Genomic DNA, 21,881 nt, shown 5'->3' with positions numbered 1-21,881 from the left:
CGATGGGATAGAACGATGAATGCATTGCTTCGGGCTGTGATGGCCCTGGCACGGGGGCGGCCATGAATCGGAAGCCAACACTGCCCAATCTTGGCATGCTTGCCGTATTCGCGCGCCTGCATGAGGTCAAGGCCGATCCCGAGGGCCTCGCACGCCGCTGGGACGTGCGTGATGACTTTGACGCCAGCCGGCTGCTGTGGGGCCTGGATGACCTTGGCTTCGACGCCAGGTTGGTCGAGGGCGGGGTGGACAAGCTGCGTCGCGCAGCATTGCCCGCGCTGGCCCTGACCCGCAGTGGCCGGGTTGTGCTGGTCGGCAAGGTGGATGCCGATGTCGTCCACGTGCAGCGGGACCCGGACCAGCCACCGCAGGCAGTGCCAGCGGCGGCGTTCGCCGGCGAGTTCGCCAATACCTGGATCGAAGCCGGCCGCAGCGTGGCATCCCTGACCGATGGCACGGCCAATGCCGGCACCTCGGCGTTCGGCTTTGCATGGTTCTGGCAGGCCATCAAGAAGTACAAAACCGAACTCACCCAAGTCTTGCTGGCATCGTTCGTCGTGCAACTCTTTGCACTGGTGACGCCGCTTGCCTTCCAGGTCGTGATCGACAAGGTGCTGGCCCACCGCTCGCAGGCGACGCTGGTCGTGATGCTGGTGGCCCTGGCTGGCGTGGCGCTGTTCGAGGCGATGCTGAATGGCCTGCGCCAGTACCTGCTCACCCATACGACCAATCGCGTCGATGTCGAACTGGGCGCGCGCCTGTTCCGGCACCTGATGCGCCTGCCGATGTCGTACTTCAACTCGCGCCGCGCCGGTGACGTGATGGCTTCGATGCGCGAACTGGAGACGGCGCGCAACTTCCTGACCGGGCAGGCGCTGACCGCCTGGCTGGACCTGTTCTTCGCGCTGGTGTTCCTGGCGGTCATGTTCTATTACAGCCCGCTCCTGACCATTATCGTGATCTGCTTCCTGCCGATCTTCTTTGGTGCGTCGTATGTGATCAGCCCGATCCTGCGCAAGAAGCTGGAAGACAAGTTCGCACTGGGCGCCGACAATCAGGCGTTCCTGGTGGAGACCATCGGCGCGATGGAGACCCTCAAGGGTCAGGCCGTTGAAGCCAACTGGCAGCGCCGCTGGGAAAGCCGGCTGGTGCGCTACGCGGTAGCCGCATTCGAATCGGGCCATACCGGCAACTGGACCAACCAGGTCATCAATCTGACCAGCAAGGTGTTGACCGTGGTGCTGCTGGGCGTCGGTGCCATGCAGGTGATCGACGGCAACCTCACCGTGGGCGGGCTGATTGCTTTCAACATGCTGTCGGGCCGGGTCAATGCACCGATCATCAAGCTCTCGTCGCTGTGGCAGGAATTCCAGCAGATGCGCGTGGCGGTCAGGCGGCTGGGCGGCATCATGGATACGCCGGCCGAGGCGGGCCAGCTTTCGGACCAGACCCAACGGGCAGCGATTCAGGGCTTTGTCCGCTTCGACCGGGTGAGCTTTGCCTATCAGGCCGACGGCGCCCAAGTGCTGTCGGATGTCTCCTTTTCCATCCCCGCTGGGGAAGTCGTGGGCGTTGTCGGCGTTTCTGGTGCCGGAAAGACGACGCTGATCCGCCAGTTGCAGCGCCTCTACTCACCCACTGGTGGAACGGTCACGATCGACGGGCTCGACCTGGCGACGGTGGACACAGCCTGGCTGCGTAGCCAGGTAGGCGTGGTGTCGCAGGACGCCGCGCTGATGAACATGTCGGTGCGCGACAACATCGCCATCTCCGATCCGGGCCTGTCGCTGGAGGCCGTGATGGCAGCCGCCAAGCTGGCCGGGGCACACGATTTTGTCAATGCCTTGCCCCAAGGCTACGACACCGTGATCGGTGAGCGCGGCAGCCTGCTGTCGGGCGGCCAGCGCGCCCGCATCGCCATCGCGCGGGCGCTTGCGACCAACCCGCGCCTGCTGCTGCTCGATGAGGCCACCGCCAGCCTGGACTACGAGTCTGAGCGCGTCATCCACGACAACCTCGAGAAGATCTGTGCGGGCCGCACCGTCTTTATCGTCGCGCACCGCCTCTCCACGCTGCGCCTGGCCGACCGCATCCTGGTGCTCGATGGCGGGCAACTGGTCGAGCAAGGCCATCACACTGACCTGATCACTGGCGAGGGCAAGTATCGCGCCTTGTTCGAGGCGTCGCGTGTGCTGGAAACCCTCACTATCAAGCACAAGGCCCCTGTGCAACCGTTGCCGGGAGCCGCTCATGTCTGAGCCGATGAAGCCTGACCAGCAAGCGGCAGCCGATGCCTTTGCCACGGCCGCCATGGGCATCGCCAACCGCCGTCCCGCGCGCATGGCACGGATCGTCGCTGGCAGTATCTGCGGTATGGCCGTCCTTGCGCTGGTCTACGCCACGATGGCGAAAATGGACGTGGTGGTCTCCGCGCAGGGAAAAGTCATTCCCTCGGGCAAGTCCAAGGTGGTGCAGCCGCTCGAAGCCGGCATCGTACGCGAGATCCATGTGCGCGACGGTGAGAAGGTCAAGGCTGGCGACATCCTGGTCGAACTCGACCCGACCACCACTGCAGCAGACCGTGACCGGCTGCAGCGCGATCAATGGGAGGCCGTAGCCGGGGTGCGACGGCTGACTGCGCTTCTCGACGGCAAGCCCACCATGCAGGCCGTCGAAGGCTTGCCTGCGGATATCGCCCGGACGCAGCAGGCGCTGCTCACCAGCGCGCTGGCCGAACAACGCGCCAGGCTGGCGGCGCTCGACGCTGAAATTGCCCGCAAGCGTGCCGACCGGGAAGGGGCCGCTGCCAGTCTGGAGCAGATCCGCGCCAGCCTGCCGCTTGTCAGCAAGAAGAACGACATGCGCGAGGAACTCGTCAAGACCGGGCATATCGCCGAAACCGGCCTGATCGAGACGCGGCTGGAGCTGATCAACCTCAGGAAGGAACTGGCTCTGCAGACCAACCGGCTGGCCGAAGCTGGCGCGGGCCTCAACGCCGCGCAGCAGCAGCGCGCACAGGCGGTGGCAGAGTTCAGCGCACGGCATGCGGCAGAGCTGGCCGAGGAAAGCCGCAAGTCTGCCACGGCCGAGCTGGAGCTGGTCAAGGCAACGATGCGGCGTGACCTGCAGACGCTGCGCGCACCGATCGACGGCATCGTCCAGCAACTGGCGGTGACTACCGTTGGCGGCGTGGTGACCCAGGCGCAGCCGGTGGCGATCGTGGTGCCCGAGAACACTGCACTGGAAGTGGATGCTCAGGTGCAGAACAAGGACATCGGCTACGTGAAGCGCGGCCAGCGGGTCATTACCAAGGTGGAAACCTTTGACTTCACCCGCTTCGGATATATCGAGGGCGAAGTGCAGTGGGTGGGTACCGACGCCATCAATGATCAGAAGCTTGGCCCCATCTATCCTGTGCGCATCAAGCTCGACACGATGGCCACGCCGAACTCAGTCAATGGGCGCAAGGGGACGTTGACCCCGGGGATGAGCGTGACCGCGGATATCCGCGTGGACCAACGCCGCATGATTTCCTACTTCCTGTCGCCGCTGATGCGCTACAAGGATGAAGCCTTGCGGGAGCGGTGATGGTGCGCATGCATGATTTGACCAGCGCTGCTGTGGCTGCGCTGGCCGCGGTCGGCGCTCTTGTCCCGAGCCAGGCCAGCGCCATCGACCTGCTGTCGGTCTACAGGATGGCGCAGGGGGGCGACCCAACCTTCGAGGCATCACGCTACGCGCTGGAGGCCGGACGCGAGAAGCTGCTGCAGGCTCGCGCCGGCGTGCTGCCCTCGATCAACCTGAACGGCAACGGCAATCGCCAGGACAGTTCGCCCAGGCCGAGAGCGACCTGATCCTGCGCACCTCGCAGGCGTACTTCGATCTGCTGACCGCGCGCGACAGCGTGACAGTTGCCAGGGCGCAATTGCGGGCAGTGGAGCAGCAGCGTGTGCTTGCCAAGCGTCGCTACGACGTGGGCGAGGCGACCATTACCGATGTATACGAGTCGCAGTCCCGCCACGACCTTGGGCGCTCGCAGCTGGTGCAGGCGCTCAACGATCAGGAGGCGAAGCAGGCGGAACTCGAACGGCTGGTCGGGCCATTGCCCGAGCCTGTAGCGGGCCTGAAGGCTGACGTGACCCTGCCGGGTCCCGAGCCGAAGGATGTCAATGCCTGGATGGGTCACGCGCGGGAGAACAACCCGCAAGTGCGCACGCAGTTGGCAGCGGTCGAAGTTGCCGAGAAAGAGGTGTCCAGGAACCGCGCGGCGCACCTGCCGACACTGGACTTCACGGCTGGCTATGGCAACAACTACACCTCAGGTTCGATGACCTCGCCCGCGGACATCGAGAACCGGGTCAAGTCCGGCACCATCGGGCTGCAGCTGACGATCCCGATCTACCAGGGCGGCGCCGTCAACTCGCGCGTGACTGAGGCAATCGCCAATCGGTACAAGTCGCGCGCGGAGCTGGAAGCGGCGCGACGCCAGGCGGCGACGCAGGCACGGCAAGCCTATGGTGGTGTGACGAGTGGCCTGTCCCAGGTCGAGGCGCTGACTTCTGCGGTCACGTCGAGCCTGGATTCGGTCAATGCCAACAAAATTGGCTACCGGATCGGCACGCGCGTGAACATCGACGTGCTCAATGCCGAGCAGCAACTCTTTGCGGCGCAGCGTGATCTCGCAAAGGCACGCTACGACACTATCCTGCAAGGCATGCGGCTGAAGGCGGCGGCCGGCACGCTGACTGAGGCGGATGTCCAGGGAGTGAATGCGCTGCTGACCAACAATGCGCAGCAGGAAACACCGGCAGTGCCTGCCATGCCCGCTGCTGCCGGCATGAAACAACCCAGGACAAGTATCCAATGACTATTCCGACCGACAACGAACAGCTGATGAAGTTTGCTGCCGAGCAAGCGCAGCGCGTGATCAAGAAGATCCCGCTGCTGGGCCCGGTGTCTTGGCTGATGATGAACAATCCAACGACGCGCCACAGCTTCTTCGCTGACCTGGAGTGGCGCGTGATGCCGCCGCTGATCCTGGAGCAGGCCAAGCTGTACATGCGGGGTGAAATGCCCACAGCCTTCGTGACCTGGGCCTACCTCTCCGACGCTGTGGTCGAGCGGTTTGCCATGCCGCCGTACCAATTGGCGCCCGGGGATTGGAAGTCGGGCGACAAGGCGTTCCTGATCGACGTGTTCGCCCCTTATGGTGGCGCCAAGGACGTGCTGGACGATCTGAAGGCCACCGTTTTCAAGGGCAAAGTGCTGCATCAGTTGGCACCGGACGGCGAGCGGACGATGCGCGTGCTGGAGTAAGCCACAGCGGGCCGGGGCCGGCCCGCCATCTCGTTACTCCGCCCGAATATCCGCCCGCGCCGCCACCGCCCGCATCTCAGGCAATTCCTTCTCCACCCGCGCCTTCACCGCCGCGCCATTGCCGTAGGCCGGCGTCAGCGCCAGCTCGACCATGCGTGCCTTGGTGGCGGGTGCATTGGCGACCTCGGCCAGCGCCTTCTCCAGCTTCTGCTGCACCGGCGCGGGCAGGCCCGCGGGTGCCAGCAGCGCGAACCACGTGCCCATCTGGAAGCCGGGATAGCCGCTCTCCGCGACGGTCGGTACTTGCGGCAGCGCTGGCAGTCGCTGCGGCGACAGCACTGCCACTGGCCGGATCTTGCCACCCTTGATCAGCGGCAGGGTGGCCACCACGGTATCGACCGCGATCGGCACCTGGCCGCCGGCCAGCGCGGTCAGGCTGGGGGCGCTGCCGTTGAAGGGCACGTGGACCATGCGGATGCCGGTGGCGGACTTGAGCATCTCCGCGCCGAAATGCACCGAGGAGCCGGCGCCGAACGAGCCGTAGGAGAACTTGTCGGGGTGCGCCTTGGCCTGCGTCACCAGATCCTTGAGCGTGGTGATCTGCGTGTCCGGGTTGGCTACCAGCACCAGGCTCATGTCGGCGACCAGGCCCAGCGGGGTGAAGCTCTTGATGGGGTCGTAGCCCAGGTGTTGGCGGATGGCCGGGTTCAGCGTCAGCGTGGTGCTGGCCGCCAGCAGCAGCGTGTAGCCGTCGGGCGCGGCCTTGGATACCTGGGTGGCGCCGATCACGGTGCTGGCGCCGGGCTTGTTCTCGACCACTACCGACTGGCCGAGCTTTTCGCCGAGGCCGACTGCCAGCAGGCGGCCCAGCACGTCAGTGGCGCCGCCCGCGGCGAAGGGCACCACCAGCCGGATCGGTCGGTCCGGCCAGGATTGGGCCTGCGCGGCGGCGGGCGTTGCGGACAGCACCGCGGTCAGGGCGGCGGCGCAGGCGAGAAACGGCTTCGGGGGCATTGCGGTCATCGTTGGCACTCCTGCCGGCAGTTGTAGGAATAGAAGGCAATCGGAAGCAATATGAAGCGGGGCCGGGACCAGCCGAAGGCTCAATCGAGCCAGGGGCTGCGCACGCGCGAGAAGCCGCCGGCCTGGTCATAGGCATGGCCGAGCTGCAGCACGGCGGCGTCGGCCTGCGCGGGGCCGATGATCTGGATGCCGGCCGGCAGGCCCTGGGGGCCGAAGCCGGCGGGTGCGGCCAGGGCGGGCAGCCCGGCCATGGTGGCCGGCACCACGACCTGCATCCAGCGGTGGTAGGTGTCCATGTCGCGGCCGTCGATGGTGTGCGGCCAGTCCCAGTCGGCATCGAACGGAAACACCTGCGCGGCCGGCAGCACCAGGTAGTCGAAGCGCTCGAACAGCGAGCGCAGTGCCTGGTACCAGGCGCTGCGCTCGCACAGGGCTTCGTACACGCGCGTGCCCGGCAGGGCCAGGCCGCGCTCGATCTCCCATGCGGCCTCGGGCTTGAGCAGCGCGCGCCTGGCCGGGTCGTGGTACAGCGCCGCGTTGGCGCCAGCCACCGAGAAGCTGCGCAGGTCGATCCACGCGTGCCACAGTCGCTCCAGGTCGAACTCGGGCAGCGCGGTGTCCACGGTGCAGCCGAGCGTGCGCAGGTGCGTGAGTGCCTGCTCGCAAGTATCTAGCACGCCGGCTTCGGTCGGCAGGTGGCCGCCCAGGTTGCCCAGCCAGCCGATGCGCACGCCGGCCCAGTCGCGTTCGGGCGGCAGCGTGAAGGTGCCGGGCGCTTCGGCGCGGTGCGTCAGCGGCAGACGCGCGTCGAAGCCGGCCTGCACCGACAGCAGCAGGGCCAGGTCCGGCACGTTGCGCGCCATCGGGCCGGCCACGCTGAACTGCTGGAAGAAGACCTCATCGCCCGGGCCGTGCGGCACGCAGCCGACCGAGGTGCGCAGGCCATACACGTGGTTGAACGCCGCGGGCGTGCGCAGCGACCCCATCATGTCAGAGCCATCCGCCACCGGCAGCATGTGCAGCGCCACGGCCACCGCGGCGCCGCCGCTGCTGCCGCCGGCGGAACGCGCCGGGTCGAAGGCGTTGCGGGTGGTGCCGTAGACCGGGTTGTAGGTATGGCCGCCCAGGCCGAACTCCGGCGAGTTGGTGCGCCCGACGAAGACCGCGCCGCCGGCGCGCATGCGCTCGAAGATCACGGCGTCGTACTCGCTGACCTGCCCGGCGAAGATCGGCGAGCCCTTGGTGGTGACCATGCCCGCGGCCGGGCTGATGTCCTTGGGCGCCTGCGGGAAGCCGTGCAGCGGGCCGCGGCTGGCGCCGCGTGCCAGTTCGGCGTCGAGCCCGGCGGCCTGCGCGCGCAGGGTGTCGCGCTCCACCGGAGCCACGATGGCATTGACGCGCGGGTTGTGGCGGTCGATCTGGCCAAGGAAGGCATCGAGCACTTCCACGCACGAGACCTCGCGCGCATGGATGGCGCGCGACAGGGCGACGGCATCGAGTTCGGTGATGGGATCGGGGGTCCGGGTGGGCGCCATGGCTCGGGGGTCTCCTGTGGTGTCGGGAAAAAGCATACGGGCGGCGCACGGTTTCCCGCAATCGATGATTTTTTCAAATATCCTTGCGTAAAACGCAAACCAGCCCCCGGAGCCGCCCATGCTGTCGCATCGCCTGCAGGAAACCTCGCTGCGCTATTTCCTGGAGGTGATACGCAGCGGCTCGCTGACCGAGGCGGCGCAGCGGCTGAATGTCACCGTGTCGGCCGTGAGCCGCCAGGTCGGCGCGCTCGAAGCGTTGCTCGGCGTGCCGCTGTTCGACCGCCGGCCGCGTGGTATGGTGGCGAGTGCCGCCGGGGAGTTGCTGGCAGCTTATGCGCTGCGCGGCGCGCTGGAAGCCGATCGGGTGGTGTCAGAGATTGCCGCGCTGCAGGGCCTGCGCCGGGGCCGGGTGCGGGTGGCCAGCTCGGCGGGGTTTGCGATCGAGTTCCTGCCGCGCATCATTGCCGAATTCCGCCAGCGCTATCCGGGCCTGCAGTTCCATGTGCGCGTGGCGTCGCCGGCCGAGGTCACCGGCATCGTGCTGCATGGCGATGCGGACATCGGCATCACCTACAGCCGCGCCGCGGAGCAGGGCATCCGCGTGGAGCACCGGCAGCCCGCGCCGGTGATCGCCATCATGCGGCCGGACCATCCGCTGGCGCGCTTTCGCAGCGTCACGCTGGCGCAGATGCAGCCTTATCCCCTGGCGCTGCCGGAGGGCGACAACACCGTGCGCCAGCTGTTCGACATCGCTTGCGGCGAACGCGGGGTGGTGTTCGAGCCGGTGCTGGTGACCAACCACTTCGAGACCCTGACCAGCTTCGTGCTGCACGGTGGCGGGCTGTCGATCTCCGGCGCCGTCACCGTGGGCGACAGGTTGCGCCGCGGTGAACTGCACGCCGCCTCGATCCGGGAGCGCGGCATGCGCAGCCGCGCGGTCGAACTGCAGACGCTGGCCGGCCGCACATTGCCTGAGGGTGTGCGTGCGTTCCTGGGGTTTATCCGCGAACGGCTGGCGGCGGAGGTTGGCGTGGCGGGCGCCTAGGCCGATCTCGGCCTGGGGCGCCCGCCACCGTTGGCGTTATCCGCGCCAGGTGCTGCCGGTCACATCGCTGGTGCTGCGGGCTTCGGGGGCCTCGCGGCGCACGCGGATGTCGTTGTTGACTTCCTTGACGCCGTAGGTGCCGTCGGCCAGGTCTTCGATATAGAACTTCTGGCCGCGGTCGCGCACGGTGCCGGTCAATGACACCACGCCTTCGCTGACGTCGACGCTGACGTCGCTGACGTCAACGCCGCGAGCGTAGCTGAGCTGCTCGCAGATCTGGTCGCGGATGCGCTCGTCGCTGCGCTGGTAGCCGCGCGGGCCGGTGCGGCGTTCGGAGCTGCCGAACCAGTCGCCCACGGCTTCGCCGATGCGGCGGCCCAGGTTGTAGAGCACGCCATGCGAGCCTTCGCGCTCGTCATCGGGGCTGTCGGTTTCCCAGCCGCGGCGCTGCGCATATTCCCGGTAGCCCGGGCTGTGGCGCCGGATTTCATAGCGCTGCTTCTCTTCCCAGTCCTCGTGCGGGTCGACCCAGTAGCGGGTGTCACTGCGCAGGTCGCCGAAGTGGGTGTCATGGCCGCGCGTGCGCGGCGATTCACGCGGATCCCGTGCGCGTTCGGCGCTGCGGCGCCACTGGCGCTCGGCGTTGTCGTCGTCGCGTTGCCACGCCTGCGGGTCGCGCCATTCGCTGGCACGCTCCCAGCCATAGCCGCCGTTCAGGCCGTAGCGCAGGTTGCTGCCGTAACGCTCGCCGGACGGGTGTGCCGGGTACCTGCGGGCGCCGTACGCTTCGTTGAAATCCCGGTCCGGGCGGGCGGGGCCGCCGTAGCTGGTTTGGCCCGGGGCCATTTGCTGGCGCCGACGCCGCGCTTGCCAGCGCTCCTGTTCGGATTCAGGTTGCCAGTCATCGTCCTGCCATGCCTGGCGGCGTTGGCGCGCGTTGCGCGCATTGCGCTCATCGTAGTAGTAGCCCATGCTGTTTTCCTGACAGTGTGCGTGTGGCGCCATGTGCGGGCGCACATGCCGTGCGCGAACCGCTGGCGGGTAATCAGGAAGGGGCAAGATTCGTACCGTGTGGAGGGGGGTGCCCCGCGGACGGGGATTTGCGGCACTTTGGCGTGCGCTACCGTGCAACGGTTTCAGAGCTTGTAAGGGATGCAGGGCCGGACGGGCGTGCCGTGCCGCAGGATCCACATGGTGCGAGGCAGGGACGCCAGACGCGCAGCCTGGGGCGAGGCGGCCATACTGCCGCCCGTCGCCGCCTTTGGCTGGTTTACTTCGTGCTGCTGGTCTTGGTCGACTTTGTCGATTTGGTCGACTTGGTGGTCGTGGCTGCCTTGGCGGGAGCGGCCGCGCTGCCGGCAGCTGCCGTGGTATTGGCCGCTGATTCGATCTTCGACTTGCTGAACGCGAAATAGCATTCGGTATTGCTGCTGTTGGCCATTTCCGAATCGCGCGTGGCCAGCACGCCGGTGACGTTGACCTTGTCCCCGGTCTGCAGGTTGCTGATCTTCTTCTGGTTGACCATCAGCGCGTCGCGCATCAGCGCCTTGCCGGTGCACTGCGGATTGACCGAGTCCTTGAAGTAGACGGCGATGGTGTCGTCCGACTTGCCCAGGCCATCCACCTTGGTGATGCGGGAGACCGTACCCGATACCAGGATTGCCTGCGAATCCCACTTCTTCTTCGCGGTGATTTCGTTCTTCTTCCAGTCCGACCAGATATCGCCCAGCGAAGCCGGCTTCGGATCCGCCAGCATGCGGAAGTCGCCGCTCAGCACGTCGCCGGTGCCGTCGAGCACGCCGCTGATGGAGGACATTGCGCCGTCCATCGATTCACATCCCGCCAGCAACCCGGCCAGCGCCAGCCCTACCACCAGTTTTCCCGTCTTCATTCTGTTTTTCTCCAGATCCGCCAGCCCCGTCGGCTGACGACGAGGCATTGTAGCGTACAGGTTGCAAAATTCGACAGAACTGGCAAAAGCGCTCTAATTTCGGGGAAAAGTGGGAAATATCCCCCAAACGGGGGCTGTGCTACTGGCCGAACGGCAGGGCCAGCAGTTCGGTGCGCAGGACCGCGTTGGCGCGCTCGCGCCCGGACTCGACCGGCTCGGCCGGCCAGGGCGAGGGATTGGCCACGCCGCCATGCTCGGCATCGAAGGCGGAATATTCACGGCCCCAGGCCAGCGAGCATTCGCCATGGCGGCTTTGCAGCAGGGCAGAGCGCGGCTTGCCGCCGCCGCCAGGGGTGAACTGCACGGCCGGCGATGCCAGCGGCGCAGCCAGGCCTTGCAGGTAGACGATCTTGGGCAGCGATGCCCAGTAGCGGGTATCGGCCTCGGCATTGGCCGCCCTGGACATCGCCCCCGCGGCAAGGCTGATCAGCGAGCCGGCAGCCCCGGCTGCGCCCAGTCCCTGCGCCAGGCCGGCATTGCCACTGTTGGCTCCCGACAACGCAGCATTCACCAGGCCCGAGGACAGCGCTCCCGCGGCATCGGCAATGGTCGCGGTGTTTTCCTTGAAGACGGCTTTGCCATCCAGGATGCCCTGGATTGGCCGCCCGCCCCGGGTCAGCGCGACGCGGTCGAGGTCGGCGGCAGTGCCTGAGGCCATCGGCTTCACCGCCGATGCATAGGCGATGCGCGGCGTGCTGCCTGCCGCGCCTTGCGGCAGGAAGCCGAGGATGCTCCTGGTGTCGCCCAGCGTGACTTTCTCCGGGCCGATGCCAAGCTCGAACACGCTCAGGTGCCGCGGCAGCGTGCCGCGCGGCTGGGCGTAGAACGGCTCCGGTGCGTGCCTGGCCGCGCGCGCCGCCAGCTCAGCCGCGCGCGCGCTGTCGCCGGCGCATTGCGAGGCCCAGGCCGCCAGCCAGGCCATCAGCGCAAAGCCGCCCTGATCACCGTCATAGCGCTCGTATTGCCCGAACGCGTTCTGGATGTCGGCCTGCAGGAAGGCTGCGCGGGCGTTCTGGTAGTCGCCGGCGCTGGCATAGAGCAGGCCGCGGTAGTAGAAGGTCATGGCCCGTTCGTACGGTTCGCCCTTCCAGTCCTTGACGCTTTCGGCGGACCACAGCGACTTGGCTTGCTGTGCGTTGGGGTCGTCGGCATAGATGCGCAGGATGCGCGCCGCGGCCATGTCGAAGGCGCGCCCGGCCAGGCGCGGCTGGCCGGCCTCGATCGCGGCCAGGCCCAGCAGGTTCAAGTTGAGCACGGCATTCCACTCGCCTTCCATGTACAGCGTATGCAGGATGCGCTGGAGTTCGGCGGCTTTGTCGGCAACGAAGCGGTCGGCTTCGGCCGCCAGCCGCTTCTCTTCGCCGTCGAACCAGGCTGCCGCCCCCGGCAGGGGCGCGGCCAGCGCCAGCGCGGCCAGTGCGGCGGCGGTGCGCCGCATCCCCCGGGCAGTCTTGCGGATCCGCATTGCCGGCCTCAGCGGTGCTGTGCCAGCGGCGCGGCGGTTTCACGCAGATCGGCCAGCTCCTGTTCGCCGGGCAGTTGGTAGCGCACGTTCATGGTGAAGCCGATCGCCTGGCCCGGCTCCAGCACCACCCGCTGGAACGTGAACTTCTGCACCTGGTCCAGCCGCTCGTGCCGCATCGCCACCTGCTCATCGGATTTCGAATAGTTGTCCATCGCCAGCGTCACCAGCGACAGGAACGGCAGCCCGCTCAGTACGCCCTTGACCATGGTCTGGTCGGTGTACTTGTTGGCGCTGCCCAGCTTGACCAGTTCCAGCTCGGCGGGCAGCAGGTCATAGACCGTCAGGTCGCCGCGGAAGGCCTTGTCGCCGCGGTTGAAGGCCAGGAAGTGGATGGTGCGGTTGAACTCGTCGGGGTCCTTGCTGTGCAGGTCCAGCAGGATCTCGCGGCGGATGAAGTCGCCGCGGTGCAGTTCGCCCTTGATGAATTCGATCCTGGGCACGTCCTTGCGGTTGACCGCCAGCTGCCGCTTGACTTCGGCCTGGGTCACCATGCCATCTTCATACAGGGTGTAGACCAGCGGGGTCGAGGCCACCACGACCTTGCTGTTGCCGGGGGACACGGCCACGGTATCGCCCACGTTCAGGCTGGACAGGTCGGCCTTGCCGGCCATATCGGCGCGCACCTGGGGCGAGCTGTCGCCGCCGGTGCGGGTGGATTTCAGCGCCATCTGCGGGGCGGCGCAGCCGGCAAGGAGGACGGCGGCCAGGGTGGCCGCCAGCAAGGAAGGACGTGGCATGGAACAAGCTCCGGTCATGGCTGCAGAACGGGATGGATGTCAGGGGTGCCGGCAGGACCGGGCATAACGCATCGTCATGGGCGTGCTGGCCTGGGCAGCGCGGGGTAGAGCTGGCCCGGGCGGTAGGGCTGCTGCGCCCGCTGCGCGTCCAGGATTTCGAGCGCACCCGGCAATGAGCCGGCCATGACGGCGTGCTCGGCGTAGTCGAGCTGCGTGCGCGGCGGCAGCACCAGCGTGCGCCAGGCGCTGGGCGGCTCGGGGGCGGTGCCGCCTTGCTGCGGGCGGAAGCGGGTGCGTACCAGCAGCGCGACGTCGAATTCGGCGCAGTTGTAGAGGCCCGCACTGACGGAGCCAAGCCCGCTGGCGGTGCGTGCGATGCCAAGCTCGCGCACGCCGACCATGTCGGCCAGCTCCGGCGAGAGGAACGAGACGGGCAGGGCGGGGCGCTCATGCTGCTGCCGCCACGGCGTGCAGCCGCGATGGGCGGGGGGCGTGGTGGAGCAGCCAGCCAGCGCCAGCAGGCAGGCCGCCAGCGCGCCGGCGCGCCTACCGATAGACCACATCGTCGGCCGCGGCGCGCTGGAATTCATAGATGTTGCTCCAGACCAGCTCGCCCGATTCGACCTCGACCAGCTCGAAGGAGATCTGCATGTAGCGCTGCACCATGCCGGTGGCGGCGCTGCGGCTGTCGAGCGAGCCGATGCGCCCGGACAGGCTGTAGTCGGCACCGATGCGCGCGCGGGTCAGGCCCAGCGTGCCGGCATCGGTGGCGCCGCTGCGCTTGGCCTGGCGCTCGCGTTCGACCAGGGCAGTCTGCGCGCTGACGAACTGGATGCGGGATTGCGCGGCGCGGTTCAGGCTGACCCGCAGCCGGTCCACGATCAGTTGCCGGTCCAGCGGCTGTGAGCTGTCGTTGATGAAGTTGGCGCTGTCCAGGGCGATGCGCGGGCGCTTGCCATCCTTGCCCGGCGCAAAACGCGGCTGCGCCAGGATGTCGCGCATCATCTGGTCAGCCATGGCCACGATGTCGTGACCGTCCAGGCCGACGCCGGACACCGGGCCCTTGCGGCTGACGTCCAGCTCCATGGCGGCCACGCCGGCCGTGTTCGGTGCGGTGGCCAGGCAACCGGCCAGCAACGCCGCCAGCCCGCACGCGGCCATCCCGGCAGCCAGCCGCACCGCGGCCGTTGCCGGGATGGCGCCTGCGGGCTCCCCCCTTGCATGCCCGATTTCCCGTGCGGCCGGTGTGCCGGCTGTCTTATGTGTCACGGTGGTCTTCCCCGTATTCCCGCTTGTTTGCCTGTCTTGTTGCCCGCACTGCTGGCTGCGGCTGATTGGGCTGTTTTGCCGGATCATAGGGGCAGGTGGATTCAGGCGCCTCCCCAGAATATGGGATGGGAAACCGCGGCAGACTGTGCGATGGGTGGGGGCGGCGGCGTTTACCCTGAGGGAGGCCGCGCGGCCGTCCTTGGTGCGGACGGATATGTCAGAATCCGCCGTCGTGCCCGGCGCAACGGGCGGCACAACGGCATGGCTCGGGAAGAGACAGGCATGGCAAGCACAACTAGTGTCCTGATCGTGGAGGATGACCCGGCGGCGCTGAGCCGCCTGGTGCAGGCCGTCGAGATGCATGCGCCGGCCACCGTGGTGGCAGGCTGCACCGCCAGCGCGGCGGAGGCCCTGGCCTGGCTGGCGCAGCACCAGCCCGACGTGCTGCTGTGCGACCTCGGCCTGCCGGACGGCAGCGGCATCGACGTGATCCGCGCCGCGCGCGAACGTTATCCCGCCTGCGACTGCATGGTGGTCACGGTGTTCGGCGACGACCACCACGTGCTGGCCAGCATCGAGGCGGGCGCCATCGGCTACCTGCTCAAGGACGAAACCACGGACCGCATCGCCGCCTCCATCGGCGAACTGCGCGCGGGCGGCTCGCCGATGAGCCCGCTGATCGCGCGGCAGGTGGTGAACCGGCTGCGCGGCGCGCCGGCAGAGGCGGTTGCGCGCGATGCCGCGGCCACCGGCGCCGTGGTGCTGTCGGTGCGCGAGAACGAGATCCTGGACCTGATCTCGCGCGGCTATACCTATGCCGAGACTGCCCGCTATCTGGGGCTGAGCGTGCATACCGTGCAATCGCACATCAAGAACATCTACGGCAAGCTGGCAGTGCGCTCGCGCGGCGAGGCCGTGTTCGAGGCGGCCAAGCTGGGCCTGCTCAAGTCCTTGTGACCCCACCCCATGCTGCATCGGCCGCGCCACCTCCGGATCGTGCTTGTCGTGCTGCTGGCATGGGCCTGCCTGATGCTGTCCGGCGTGGCGGCAGCCGCGGGCACGATGGAACTGGCCGCGGCCACGCGCTCGGCCACGCTGACCGACGGCACGGTGCTGCCGGCGCGCCCGCTGACGCTGCCTGACTACTGGGACCGGGAGCAGCCGGGCAAGTCCGGCACGCTGGCCTACGAACTGCGCTTTGACCGCAACTGGCCCGCGGCTGACCCCGGGGGGCTGTTCGTGCCATGGGCCGGCGGCAGCTACGAGGTACGCGTCAATGGCGTGCTGATCGCCGCCGGCGGGCGCCTGGACGCACCCTCGTCGGCGCTGGCCAAGCGCCCCTACTACGTGGCCGTGCCGCCCGAGCTGGCGCGCGCGCACGGCAACCTGCTGCGCATCACCGTGGCGGCGCGCGCCTATGCGCGCTCGGGCCTGCTGCCGGTGACGGTGGGTCCGGCCGCTGAAGTGCGCGCGCAGTTCGAGCAGGCCTTCCGCCTGCGCGTGGTCGGCCCGCTGATTGCGGCGGTGCTCAGTGTCGTGCTGGGCGGCCTCGCGCTGCTGATCTGGTGGCGCCAGCGCGACCCGCTGTTCGGCCTGTACGGGCTGGCCGAGGTCGCCTGGAGCGTGCGCCTGCTCGACTACTTTGTCGATGACCTGGCGATTCCCGCGGAGCTGCGCAGCTATATCGTCGCCGCCGCGCGCGAGGTATTCCTGGGCGCCATCGCCCGCTTCTGCCTGCTGGTGATCCGCGTGCCGTGGCGCTGGCTGCACCGCACCCTCAACGCCTACCTGTGGCTGGCGCTGCCGGTGGTCGCGCCGCTGGCCGCGATGTCGAGCCACCCGATGGTCTTTCCGCTGAGCTGGCTGGTCAAGGTGGGCATCATCCTGACCGTGGCCGGCGCGATGGTATGGGGCGCATTGCGCCGGCCCAGCCGCGAGGCGACGCTGCTGGCCGCCACCGTGGGCGTGTCGGCGCTGCTGTTCCTGGCGGACTGGATCAAGGTCTGGCTGACCGGCGACTACTACTGGGTCCATTCCATGACCCGCTATGTGTCGGTGCCGTTCAGCGTGGTGATGGCGTGGATGCTGGTGGAGCGCTACACCAGCGCGGTGCAGAGCTTGCAGGACGCCAACCAGGTGCTGACCGAGCGCGTCGCGCAGCGCGAGGCGCAGCTGCGCGCGGCCTTCGCGCGCACGCAGAAGATCGCCGCCGAGGAGACCGCGCTGCGCGAGCGCGGCCGCATCCTGCGCGACATGCACGATGGCCTGGGCAGCCAGCTTGTCACCACGATCTCGATGCTGGAATCCGGCAAGGCCAGCTCCCCGGAAATCGCCGTGCAGGTCCGGCACGCCCTGGATTCGCTGAAGCTTTCCATCGACGCCATGCAGGACACCGGCGGCGACCTGGCGGCAGTGCTGGGCAACCTGCGCTACCGCCTGGGTCCGCGCATCGCCGATGGGGGGCTCGACATCCACTGGGAGGTCGAGCGCCTGCCCGCGCTGGCGCATTTCACCGCGCGCAAGGTGCAGGAGCTGCAATACCTGCTGCTCGAAGGCATCACCAACGTGCTGCAGCACGCGCGGGCAACCGCCCTTACCGTGACCGCCCACGCGGACATGGACGCGCAGGTGATCCGGATCACGCTGGCCGACAACGGCCGCGGCTTCGACACCGGGGCCACGCGCGGCGGGCGCGGGCTGCGCAACATGCAGGTGCGCGCGGCGGCCATCGGCGGGCGCTTGCAGATCCGGTCGGCGCCGGGCAGTACGGCGCTGACGGTGGAGGTTCCGCTGGCGCCGGGAGACGGCGAGGAGGCCGGCACGGACGGGGAGGGGCTCGCGCCCGTCGCGTAGAGGTCCGGCAGCCTCGGCGCGAAGGCTCAGCATGCCAGGCCGGGGCTGCCCTCAGCGCGCGCCACGCCGCGGTGCCAGCCGCACGGCCAGCGCAGCCAGCGCGGCGGCGCTCGCCAGCGCAGCCACGCCGGTCCAGCCGAAACGCGCCAGTGCCAGGCTGCCGAGCGCGGCGCCGACGGCCATGCCGGTGAACATGCAGACGAACAGCACGGCATTCAGGCGACTGCGCGCGCCCGGATCGATGCCATAGACGATGGTCTGGTGCGCGACCAGGGCGATCTGGACACCGAGGTCGAACCCGATGGCGCTGGCGCCGATCAGCCACAACTGCGCATGCGGCGATACCAGCGGGGTCAGCAGCATGGCGGCAAACGACAGCGCCGCCAGTGCCGCGCCCAGCCGGGTCACCCGCTCCGGCCCGCTGCGGTCGGCAAGGCGCCCGGCAAGCGGCGCGCCCAGCGCGCCAGCGGCGCCGGCCAGGCCGAACGCCCCCGCGGCCTCGCTGCCGAGATGGAATGGTGCGCCATGCAGCATCACTGCCAGCGTGGACCAGAACGCGCTGAAGCCCACCGACAGCAGCCCCTGCGCCAGGGCCGCGCGGCGCAAGGCGCCATGCTCGCGCCACAGCGCCGCCAGCGAGGCCAGCAGCGCACCATACGGCAGCACCGTGGTGGGCGTGAAGCGCGGCAACTGGCGCCGGGCAACCAGCGCGACCGCCGCGATGCTGGCCGCCGCAATCATGAACATGGCGCGCCAGCCGAAGTGCGCGGCGACGAAGCCGCTCACCACCCGCGACAGCAGGATGCCCAGCAGCAATCCGGTCATGACTGTCCCGACCACCTTGCCGCGCTGCGCCGCGGGCGCCAGCGCCGCTGCAGCGGGCACGATGTCCTGGGCCATGGTGGCGGCCAGGCCCACCACCAGGCTGGATACCAGCAAGGCGCCAATGCCGGGCGCCAGGCCCGCCAGCAGCAAGGCGCCGACCAGCGCCACTGCCTTGGCCACGATGATGCGGCGGCGGTCATAGCGGTCGCCCAGCGGCGCCAGCAGCAGGATGCCCAGCGCATAGCCGAGCTGCGTCAGGGTCGGGATGGCGCCGGTTGCCGAATCGGAGGCATGCAGGTCGGGTGCCATCACCCCGAGCATGGGCTGGCTGTAGTACAGCGAGGCGACTGACAGGCCCGCGCCGACGGCAAGCAGCAGCACCAGGCGTCCCGGCAGGGGCGGGCTGGCAATGGTGGCGGCGGATGGGGTGGCGGGAACAGAGGACATATCGAGGTTGCGAGATCCGCAGGCAGGTTTGGATGGCTCGAAGTGTTGTCCACGCGGGCTGATTCTGGTAGACGTGCGGGATGAACAATGGTTATACGAGATGCGTATGAAACGCCAGCCAGCATCGCAGCGAACCACCACCATGCAGGGCAGGGCAGCCGCCCGCGGCGCCACCAGCGCCGACCGCATCGAGCTGTTGCAGACCTTTGTGCGCATCGTCGAGGCCGGCAGCCTTTCGATGGCGGCAGCGCAGCTGCAGACGACCCAGCCCACCGTCAGCCGGCGCCTGCAGACGCTGGAGCGGCTGCTCGGCGTGCGCCTGCTGCAGCGCTCCACGCATGCGATGAAGCTGACCGAGGACGGCGAGCGCTGCTATGAGCGTGCCAAGGAACTGGTGGCCGACTGGACCATGTTCGAGGCCGACGTGCGCGGGGTCGGGCATGCGCCGGCCGGCACGTTGCGCGTGGTGGTGCCGCACGCTTTCGGGCAGGAGCTGCTGGTCGGCCCGCTGGCCGGCTACCTGCAGCAGTGCCCCGAAGTCTCGGTGGAATGGCTGCTGCATGACCGCACCCCGGATTTCATCGCCGAGGCCATCGATTGCGCGATCCATGTGGGCGAAGTGCATGAACCCGGCGTGGTGGCGGTGCGGCTCGCAGACGTGCCGCGCGCGGTCATTGCCGCACCGTCGCTGTTTGAGGGTAAGCCGCTGCCACGCCGGCCGGAAGACCTGGAGGACCTGCCATGGCTGGCGCTGCGCACCTTCTATCGCAATGAGGTCGTGCTGCAGAACACGCAGACGCTGGCGCGACAAGGCATCGCATTCCAGCCGCGCATGAGCACGGACAGCCTCTATGCGCTGCATTCGGCGACCCGGCTGGGGCTGGGCGTTGCCGTCGGCTCGGCCTGGATCTTTGCCGATGACATTGCCAGCGGCAGGCTGCTGCACCTGCTGCCGCAGTGGCAGGCCGATCCCTTGCCGATCTACCTGGTCTACCCCTATGCGCGCTTCTATCCGGCGAAGCTCAGGTTGTTTGTCGATGCCATGCGGCAAGCGATTCCCACGCCAGGTATGGTCGGGAGCCCGGGCCCGCGGCGGCGCGAGCGCGGCGAGCGGACCCGTCGCGCATGAGCTTGCTCAGGGAGGCGCCGAAGACGACGCCGTCAAGGGCACAAGGCCGGACAGGCCGCCGTCACCCCTTGCCCGATGCCCCACACGTCTTCGGTGCACGCGGGCAGGCAGCGGTGCCGACGCTGCCCGCAACCCGTGCTTTCTGCCCCACTTCAGCGCGTTTTCTGCACTGGATTTGCGCATCATCAAGACCTTCGAAATTCGTGCTTCAGGCCTGCAAATCAAGGCCGATAGGAGGAAAACCAAGCCAAGTTCCGCGACCGCCATGACTCCTATTTTCCTTCCCGCCGAGCGCCTGATGGCGCGCCTGAATATCAACCGCAAGCTCGCGCTGATCGCCGTGCTGTTCCTGGTGCCGCTATGCGGCACGATGTATGTGGTGCTGAGCGATGCGGCGCGATCGATCCGCACCACCGGCGATGAAGTGCGGGGGCTCACCGTGGTCGGGCATGCGCTCGACTTCATGCGCGAGACCCAGGTCCGGCGCGGCGCCGCCAATGCGGTGTTGTCGGGCAATGCGGCCTTTCGCGCCACCTTCGATGGGGCCGACAACAAGGCCGCGGCCAGCCTGGCGGGGCTGACGCGCAGCATCGCGGAGAATCCTGCTTTCGAACTCGGGGCCGGGGCGCGCAAGCTGGAGCAGGACTGGCAGCATCTGCGCGGGCTTGGCCTGGACACCATGGCCGGGCCGCTGTTCGAGCGCCACAGCGCACTGGTGCGGCAGACGCAGGCGTTTATCGGCGACGTGGCTGAGCGCTCGCAACTGGCGCTGGACAGCGAAGCGGGCTCCTACTACCTGATCAGCCTGCTGGTGGGCCCGATGCCGCGCCTGGCCGAACTGAGCGCGCTGGCGCGCGGCCGCGGGGCCGGCATCATCGCGCAGGGCGGCTATGCCGATGCCGCGCAGCAGGCGGGTCTGGGCGCGCTCGCCGAGCAGATCCACGAGGGGCTGGAAACGGTGCGGCGCGACATCGCGCGCGTCGGGAACGCGGCACCGGCGTACCGGCCGCGCATCGGCGCCGCGCTGGCGCGACTCGCCGCGATGGACAATTTCCATCGCACGCTCAAGGTCCGGATGCTGGGCGCGACCGGCATCGACATCGATGCCAAGACTTACTTCGACGAGGCCACCGCCGCCATCGAAGGCGTGGCGGCCGCCAACAAGGCGTTTGCCGAGGTCGCTGGCGCCATGCTGGCACAGCGTGTCGCGGCGCAGGAAAGGCAGTTCGTGTTGCTGGCGGGCATTGCGCTGGTGACCGTGGCCGCCGCGTTCTACCTGTTCATCGGCTTCAGCCGCGGCACGCGCGGCGACGTGCGGCAGGTGGCGGAGATGGTCGAACGCATCAACGCGGGCGACCTGACCCTGCGCATCGCGGTGCGCGGGCGCGATGAACTGAGCGAGATCAAGCGGCACCTGCTGTCGCTGGTGGACAGCTGGCGCGCGCTGATCGGCGACACCAAGGCCGGCGCACACAACGTGCTGGCGGCGGCGGGCGATATCGCGCAGGGCAATATCGACCTGTCGCAGCGCACCGAGGAGCAGGCCTCGTCGCTGGAGCAGACCGCGGCCAGCATGGAGCAGCTGACGGCCACCGTGCAGCAGAACGCCAGCAATGCCGGCCAGGCCAGCGAGCTGGCGCGCGAGGCGTCTGACGTGGCGCGCGCCGGCGGCGACGCGGTCGGGCGCATGCAGCAGACCATGCAGGAGATCGAGGCCGATTCGCGGCGCATCGTCGACATCATCGCGGTGATCGACGGCATTGCCTTCCAGACCAATATCCTGGCGCTGAATGCGGCGGTGGAGGCCGCGCGCGCGGGCGAGGCCGGCCGCGGCTTTGCGGTGGTGGCGACCGAAGTGCGCGGGCTGGCGCAGCGCGCCGGCAGCTCGGCCAAGGAGATCCGCACGCTGATCTCGCAATCGGCGCAGCGCGTGGCGTCGGGCAACACGCTGGCGCTGGACGTTGCCGCGACCATGGAGAACACCGTTGCCGCCATCGGCCGCGTGACGGCGATGATGGATGAGATCAGCCATGCCTCGCGCGAGCAGAGCAGCGGCATCGCCCAGGTCAACCAGGCGGTGACGCAGATGGACCAGGTCACGCAGCAGAACGCCGCGCTGGTGGAGGAGGCCGCCGCGGCGGCGCAGTCGCTGCAGGAGCAGGCGCTGCATATGCAGCGGGCGGTGGCGGTGTTCCGGACCGAGGCGCAAGCCTAGTCCGCCACGCA

19 protein-coding genes are annotated in these 21,881 nt (G+C 68.4%); 10 read left to right on the top strand and 9 right to left on the bottom strand.

All coding sequences use genetic code 11. The features are described 5' to 3' along the window. Window positions 1-62: 62 nt before the first annotated feature. The 5 genes from I6H87_RS30410 to I6H87_RS30395 are packed head-to-tail and all read left to right on the top strand — an operon-like array spanning window position 63 to window position 5,316. Window positions 63-2,258 carry a peptidase domain-containing ABC transporter gene (locus I6H87_RS30410; protein ID WP_011617780.1) on the top strand — a complete coding sequence of 732 codons (2,196 nt, stop codon included), beginning with the start codon at window positions 63-65 and terminating at the stop codon, window positions 2,256-2,258. Next, window positions 2,251-3,588: an HlyD family type I secretion periplasmic adaptor subunit gene (locus tag I6H87_RS30405; protein ID WP_011617779.1), complete on the top strand. Its 1,338-nt coding sequence runs from the start codon at window positions 2,251-2,253 to the stop codon at window positions 3,586-3,588. Before I6H87_RS30410 ends, I6H87_RS30405 begins: the two co-directional genes overlap by 8 nt. Window positions 3,589-3,596: 8 nt before the next feature. Beyond that, a complete protein-coding gene (locus tag I6H87_RS34545) occupies window positions 3,597-3,854 on the top strand; it encodes a hypothetical protein (RefSeq protein ID WP_231881465.1) in 258 nt (85 codons plus the stop codon). Further along, window positions 3,851-4,867, top strand: coding sequence for a TolC family outer membrane protein (locus tag I6H87_RS30400; RefSeq protein ID WP_328706766.1), 1,017 nt, complete (start codon window positions 3,851-3,853; stop codon window positions 4,865-4,867). Before I6H87_RS34545 ends, I6H87_RS30400 begins: the two co-directional genes overlap by 4 nt. Beyond that, a complete protein-coding gene (locus I6H87_RS30395) occupies window positions 4,864-5,316 on the top strand; it encodes a toxin-activating lysine-acyltransferase (RefSeq protein ID WP_011617777.1) in 453 nt (150 codons plus the stop codon). The genes I6H87_RS30400 and I6H87_RS30395 overlap by 4 nt, the downstream gene beginning before the upstream one ends. Before the next feature lie 33 nt (window positions 5,317-5,349). On the opposite strand, the gene I6H87_RS30390 is transcribed toward I6H87_RS30395, so the two are convergent. After that, complete coding sequence (locus I6H87_RS30390) at window positions 5,350-6,339, bottom strand: Bug family tripartite tricarboxylate transporter substrate binding protein (protein WP_011617776.1); 990 nt, start codon at window positions 6,337-6,339, stop codon at window positions 5,350-5,352. Window positions 6,340-6,419: 80 nt separating this feature from the next. Next, window positions 6,420-7,874 carry an amidase gene (locus tag I6H87_RS30385; RefSeq protein WP_011617775.1) on the bottom strand — a complete coding sequence of 485 codons (1,455 nt, stop codon included), beginning with the start codon at window positions 7,872-7,874 and terminating at the stop codon, window positions 6,420-6,422. A gap of 118 nt (window positions 7,875-7,992) precedes the next feature. Between I6H87_RS30385 and I6H87_RS30380 the strand changes: the two genes are divergently transcribed. After that, window positions 7,993-8,919 (top strand): LysR substrate-binding domain-containing protein, encoded by a 927-nt coding sequence (locus I6H87_RS30380; RefSeq protein WP_010810830.1) that lies wholly within the window; start codon window positions 7,993-7,995, stop codon window positions 8,917-8,919. 36 nt (window positions 8,920-8,955) lie between these two features. Here the strand turns inward: I6H87_RS30380 and I6H87_RS30375 are convergent, their stop codons facing one another. The 6 genes from I6H87_RS30375 to I6H87_RS30350 all read right to left on the bottom strand — a co-directional run bounded on the left by I6H87_RS30375 (window position 8,956) and on the right by I6H87_RS30350 (window position 14,401). Beyond that, window positions 8,956-9,891, bottom strand: coding sequence for a BON domain-containing protein (locus tag I6H87_RS30375; protein WP_011617774.1), 936 nt, complete (start codon window positions 9,889-9,891; stop codon window positions 8,956-8,958). Between the two features lie 298 nt (window positions 9,892-10,189). Beyond that, complete coding sequence (locus I6H87_RS30370) at window positions 10,190-10,810, bottom strand: OB-fold protein (protein WP_010810832.1); 621 nt, start codon at window positions 10,808-10,810, stop codon at window positions 10,190-10,192. A 139-nt stretch (window positions 10,811-10,949) separates the two neighbouring features. Then, window positions 10,950-12,335 (bottom strand): hypothetical protein, encoded by a 1,386-nt coding sequence (locus tag I6H87_RS30365; RefSeq protein WP_011617773.1) that lies wholly within the window; start codon window positions 12,333-12,335, stop codon window positions 10,950-10,952. Between the two features lie 8 nt (window positions 12,336-12,343). Next, window positions 12,344-13,132, bottom strand: coding sequence for a hypothetical protein (locus I6H87_RS30360; protein WP_010810834.1), 789 nt, complete (start codon window positions 13,130-13,132; stop codon window positions 12,344-12,346). Between the two features lie 74 nt (window positions 13,133-13,206). After that, window positions 13,207-13,695, bottom strand: coding sequence for a putative periplasmic lipoprotein (locus tag I6H87_RS30355; RefSeq protein ID WP_041688214.1), 489 nt, complete (start codon window positions 13,693-13,695; stop codon window positions 13,207-13,209). Further along, window positions 13,679-14,401 carry a penicillin-binding protein activator LpoB gene (locus I6H87_RS30350; protein ID WP_231881464.1) on the bottom strand — a complete coding sequence of 241 codons (723 nt, stop codon included), beginning with the start codon at window positions 14,399-14,401 and terminating at the stop codon, window positions 13,679-13,681. Before I6H87_RS30350 ends, I6H87_RS30355 begins: the two co-directional genes overlap by 17 nt. Before the next feature lie 282 nt (window positions 14,402-14,683). Between I6H87_RS30350 and I6H87_RS30345 the strand changes: the two genes are divergently transcribed. Both I6H87_RS30345 and I6H87_RS30340 read left to right on the top strand, forming a co-directional pair. Next, entirely contained in the window at window positions 14,684-15,358 is a 675-nt protein-coding gene (locus I6H87_RS30345; RefSeq protein WP_011617771.1) for a response regulator, read from the top strand. A 9-nt stretch (window positions 15,359-15,367) separates the two neighbouring features. Further along, window positions 15,368-17,254: a sensor histidine kinase gene (locus tag I6H87_RS30340; protein WP_041688212.1), complete on the top strand. Its 1,887-nt coding sequence runs from the start codon at window positions 15,368-15,370 to the stop codon at window positions 17,252-17,254. A gap of 51 nt (window positions 17,255-17,305) precedes the next feature. Here the strand turns inward: I6H87_RS30340 and I6H87_RS30335 are convergent, their stop codons facing one another. Continuing rightward, on the bottom strand, window positions 17,306-18,526 hold the full coding sequence (locus I6H87_RS30335; RefSeq protein WP_041688210.1) for an MFS transporter: 1,221 nt from the start codon (window positions 18,524-18,526) through the stop codon (window positions 17,306-17,308). A 106-nt stretch (window positions 18,527-18,632) separates the two neighbouring features. Here I6H87_RS30335 and I6H87_RS30330 point away from each other — a divergent pair, with 106 nt between their 5' ends. Together I6H87_RS30330 and I6H87_RS30325 are read left to right on the top strand one after the other, a co-directional pair. Next, the gene (locus I6H87_RS30330) at window positions 18,633-19,655 is read left to right on the top strand and encodes a LysR family transcriptional regulator (RefSeq protein WP_041688208.1); all 1,023 of its coding nucleotides are present in this window, start codon (window positions 18,633-18,635) and stop codon (window positions 19,653-19,655) included. Window positions 19,656-19,920: 265 nt separating this feature from the next. Further along, complete coding sequence (locus I6H87_RS30325; protein ID WP_011617767.1) at window positions 19,921-21,870, top strand: methyl-accepting chemotaxis protein; 1,950 nt, start codon at window positions 19,921-19,923, stop codon at window positions 21,868-21,870. Window positions 21,871-21,881: the final 11 nt, after the last annotated feature.

This window comes from Cupriavidus necator (assembly GCF_016127575.1).
Lineage (GTDB): Bacteria > Pseudomonadota > Gammaproteobacteria > Burkholderiales > Burkholderiaceae > Cupriavidus > Cupriavidus necator_D.
The sequence above is the reverse complement of the archived record's forward strand: the minus strand, read 5'-3'. Positions and strand labels throughout refer to the sequence as shown.

Excerpts from the sequence above, each read along its gene's own strand:
- I6H87_RS30410 (WP_011617780.1), top strand. The coding sequence starts at position 63 with ATGAATCGGAAGCCAACACTGCCCAATCTTGGCATGCTTGCCGTATTC.
- I6H87_RS30405 (WP_011617779.1), top strand. The coding sequence starts at position 2,251 with ATGTCTGAGCCGATGAAGCCTGACCAGCAAGCGGCAGCCGATGCCTTT.
- I6H87_RS34545 (WP_231881465.1), top strand. The coding sequence starts at position 3,597 with ATGCATGATTTGACCAGCGCTGCTGTGGCTGCGCTGGCCGCGGTCGGC.
- I6H87_RS30395 (WP_011617777.1), top strand. The coding sequence starts at position 4,864 with ATGACTATTCCGACCGACAACGAACAGCTGATGAAGTTTGCTGCCGAG.
- I6H87_RS30390 (WP_011617776.1), bottom strand. The coding sequence starts at position 6,339 with ATGACCGCAATGCCCCCGAAGCCGTTTCTCGCCTGCGCCGCCGCCCTG.
- I6H87_RS30385 (WP_011617775.1), bottom strand. The coding sequence starts at position 7,874 with ATGGCGCCCACCCGGACCCCCGATCCCATCACCGAACTCGATGCCGTC.
- I6H87_RS30380 (WP_010810830.1), top strand. The coding sequence starts at position 7,993 with ATGCTGTCGCATCGCCTGCAGGAAACCTCGCTGCGCTATTTCCTGGAG.
- I6H87_RS30375 (WP_011617774.1), bottom strand. The coding sequence starts at position 9,891 with ATGGGCTACTACTACGATGAGCGCAATGCGCGCAACGCGCGCCAACGC.
- I6H87_RS30370 (WP_010810832.1), bottom strand. The coding sequence starts at position 10,810 with ATGAAGACGGGAAAACTGGTGGTAGGGCTGGCGCTGGCCGGGTTGCTG.
- I6H87_RS30365 (WP_011617773.1), bottom strand. The coding sequence starts at position 12,335 with ATGCGGATCCGCAAGACTGCCCGGGGGATGCGGCGCACCGCCGCCGCA.
- I6H87_RS30360 (WP_010810834.1), bottom strand. The coding sequence starts at position 13,132 with ATGCCACGTCCTTCCTTGCTGGCGGCCACCCTGGCCGCCGTCCTCCTT.
- I6H87_RS30355 (WP_041688214.1), bottom strand. The coding sequence starts at position 13,695 with ATGTGGTCTATCGGTAGGCGCGCCGGCGCGCTGGCGGCCTGCCTGCTG.
- I6H87_RS30345 (WP_011617771.1), top strand. The coding sequence starts at position 14,684 with ATGGCAAGCACAACTAGTGTCCTGATCGTGGAGGATGACCCGGCGGCG.
- I6H87_RS30340 (WP_041688212.1), top strand. The coding sequence starts at position 15,368 with ATGCTGCATCGGCCGCGCCACCTCCGGATCGTGCTTGTCGTGCTGCTG.
- I6H87_RS30335 (WP_041688210.1), bottom strand. The coding sequence starts at position 18,526 with ATGTCCTCTGTTCCCGCCACCCCATCCGCCGCCACCATTGCCAGCCCG.
- I6H87_RS30330 (WP_041688208.1), top strand. The coding sequence starts at position 18,633 with ATGAAACGCCAGCCAGCATCGCAGCGAACCACCACCATGCAGGGCAGG.
- I6H87_RS30325 (WP_011617767.1), top strand. The coding sequence starts at position 19,921 with ATGACTCCTATTTTCCTTCCCGCCGAGCGCCTGATGGCGCGCCTGAAT.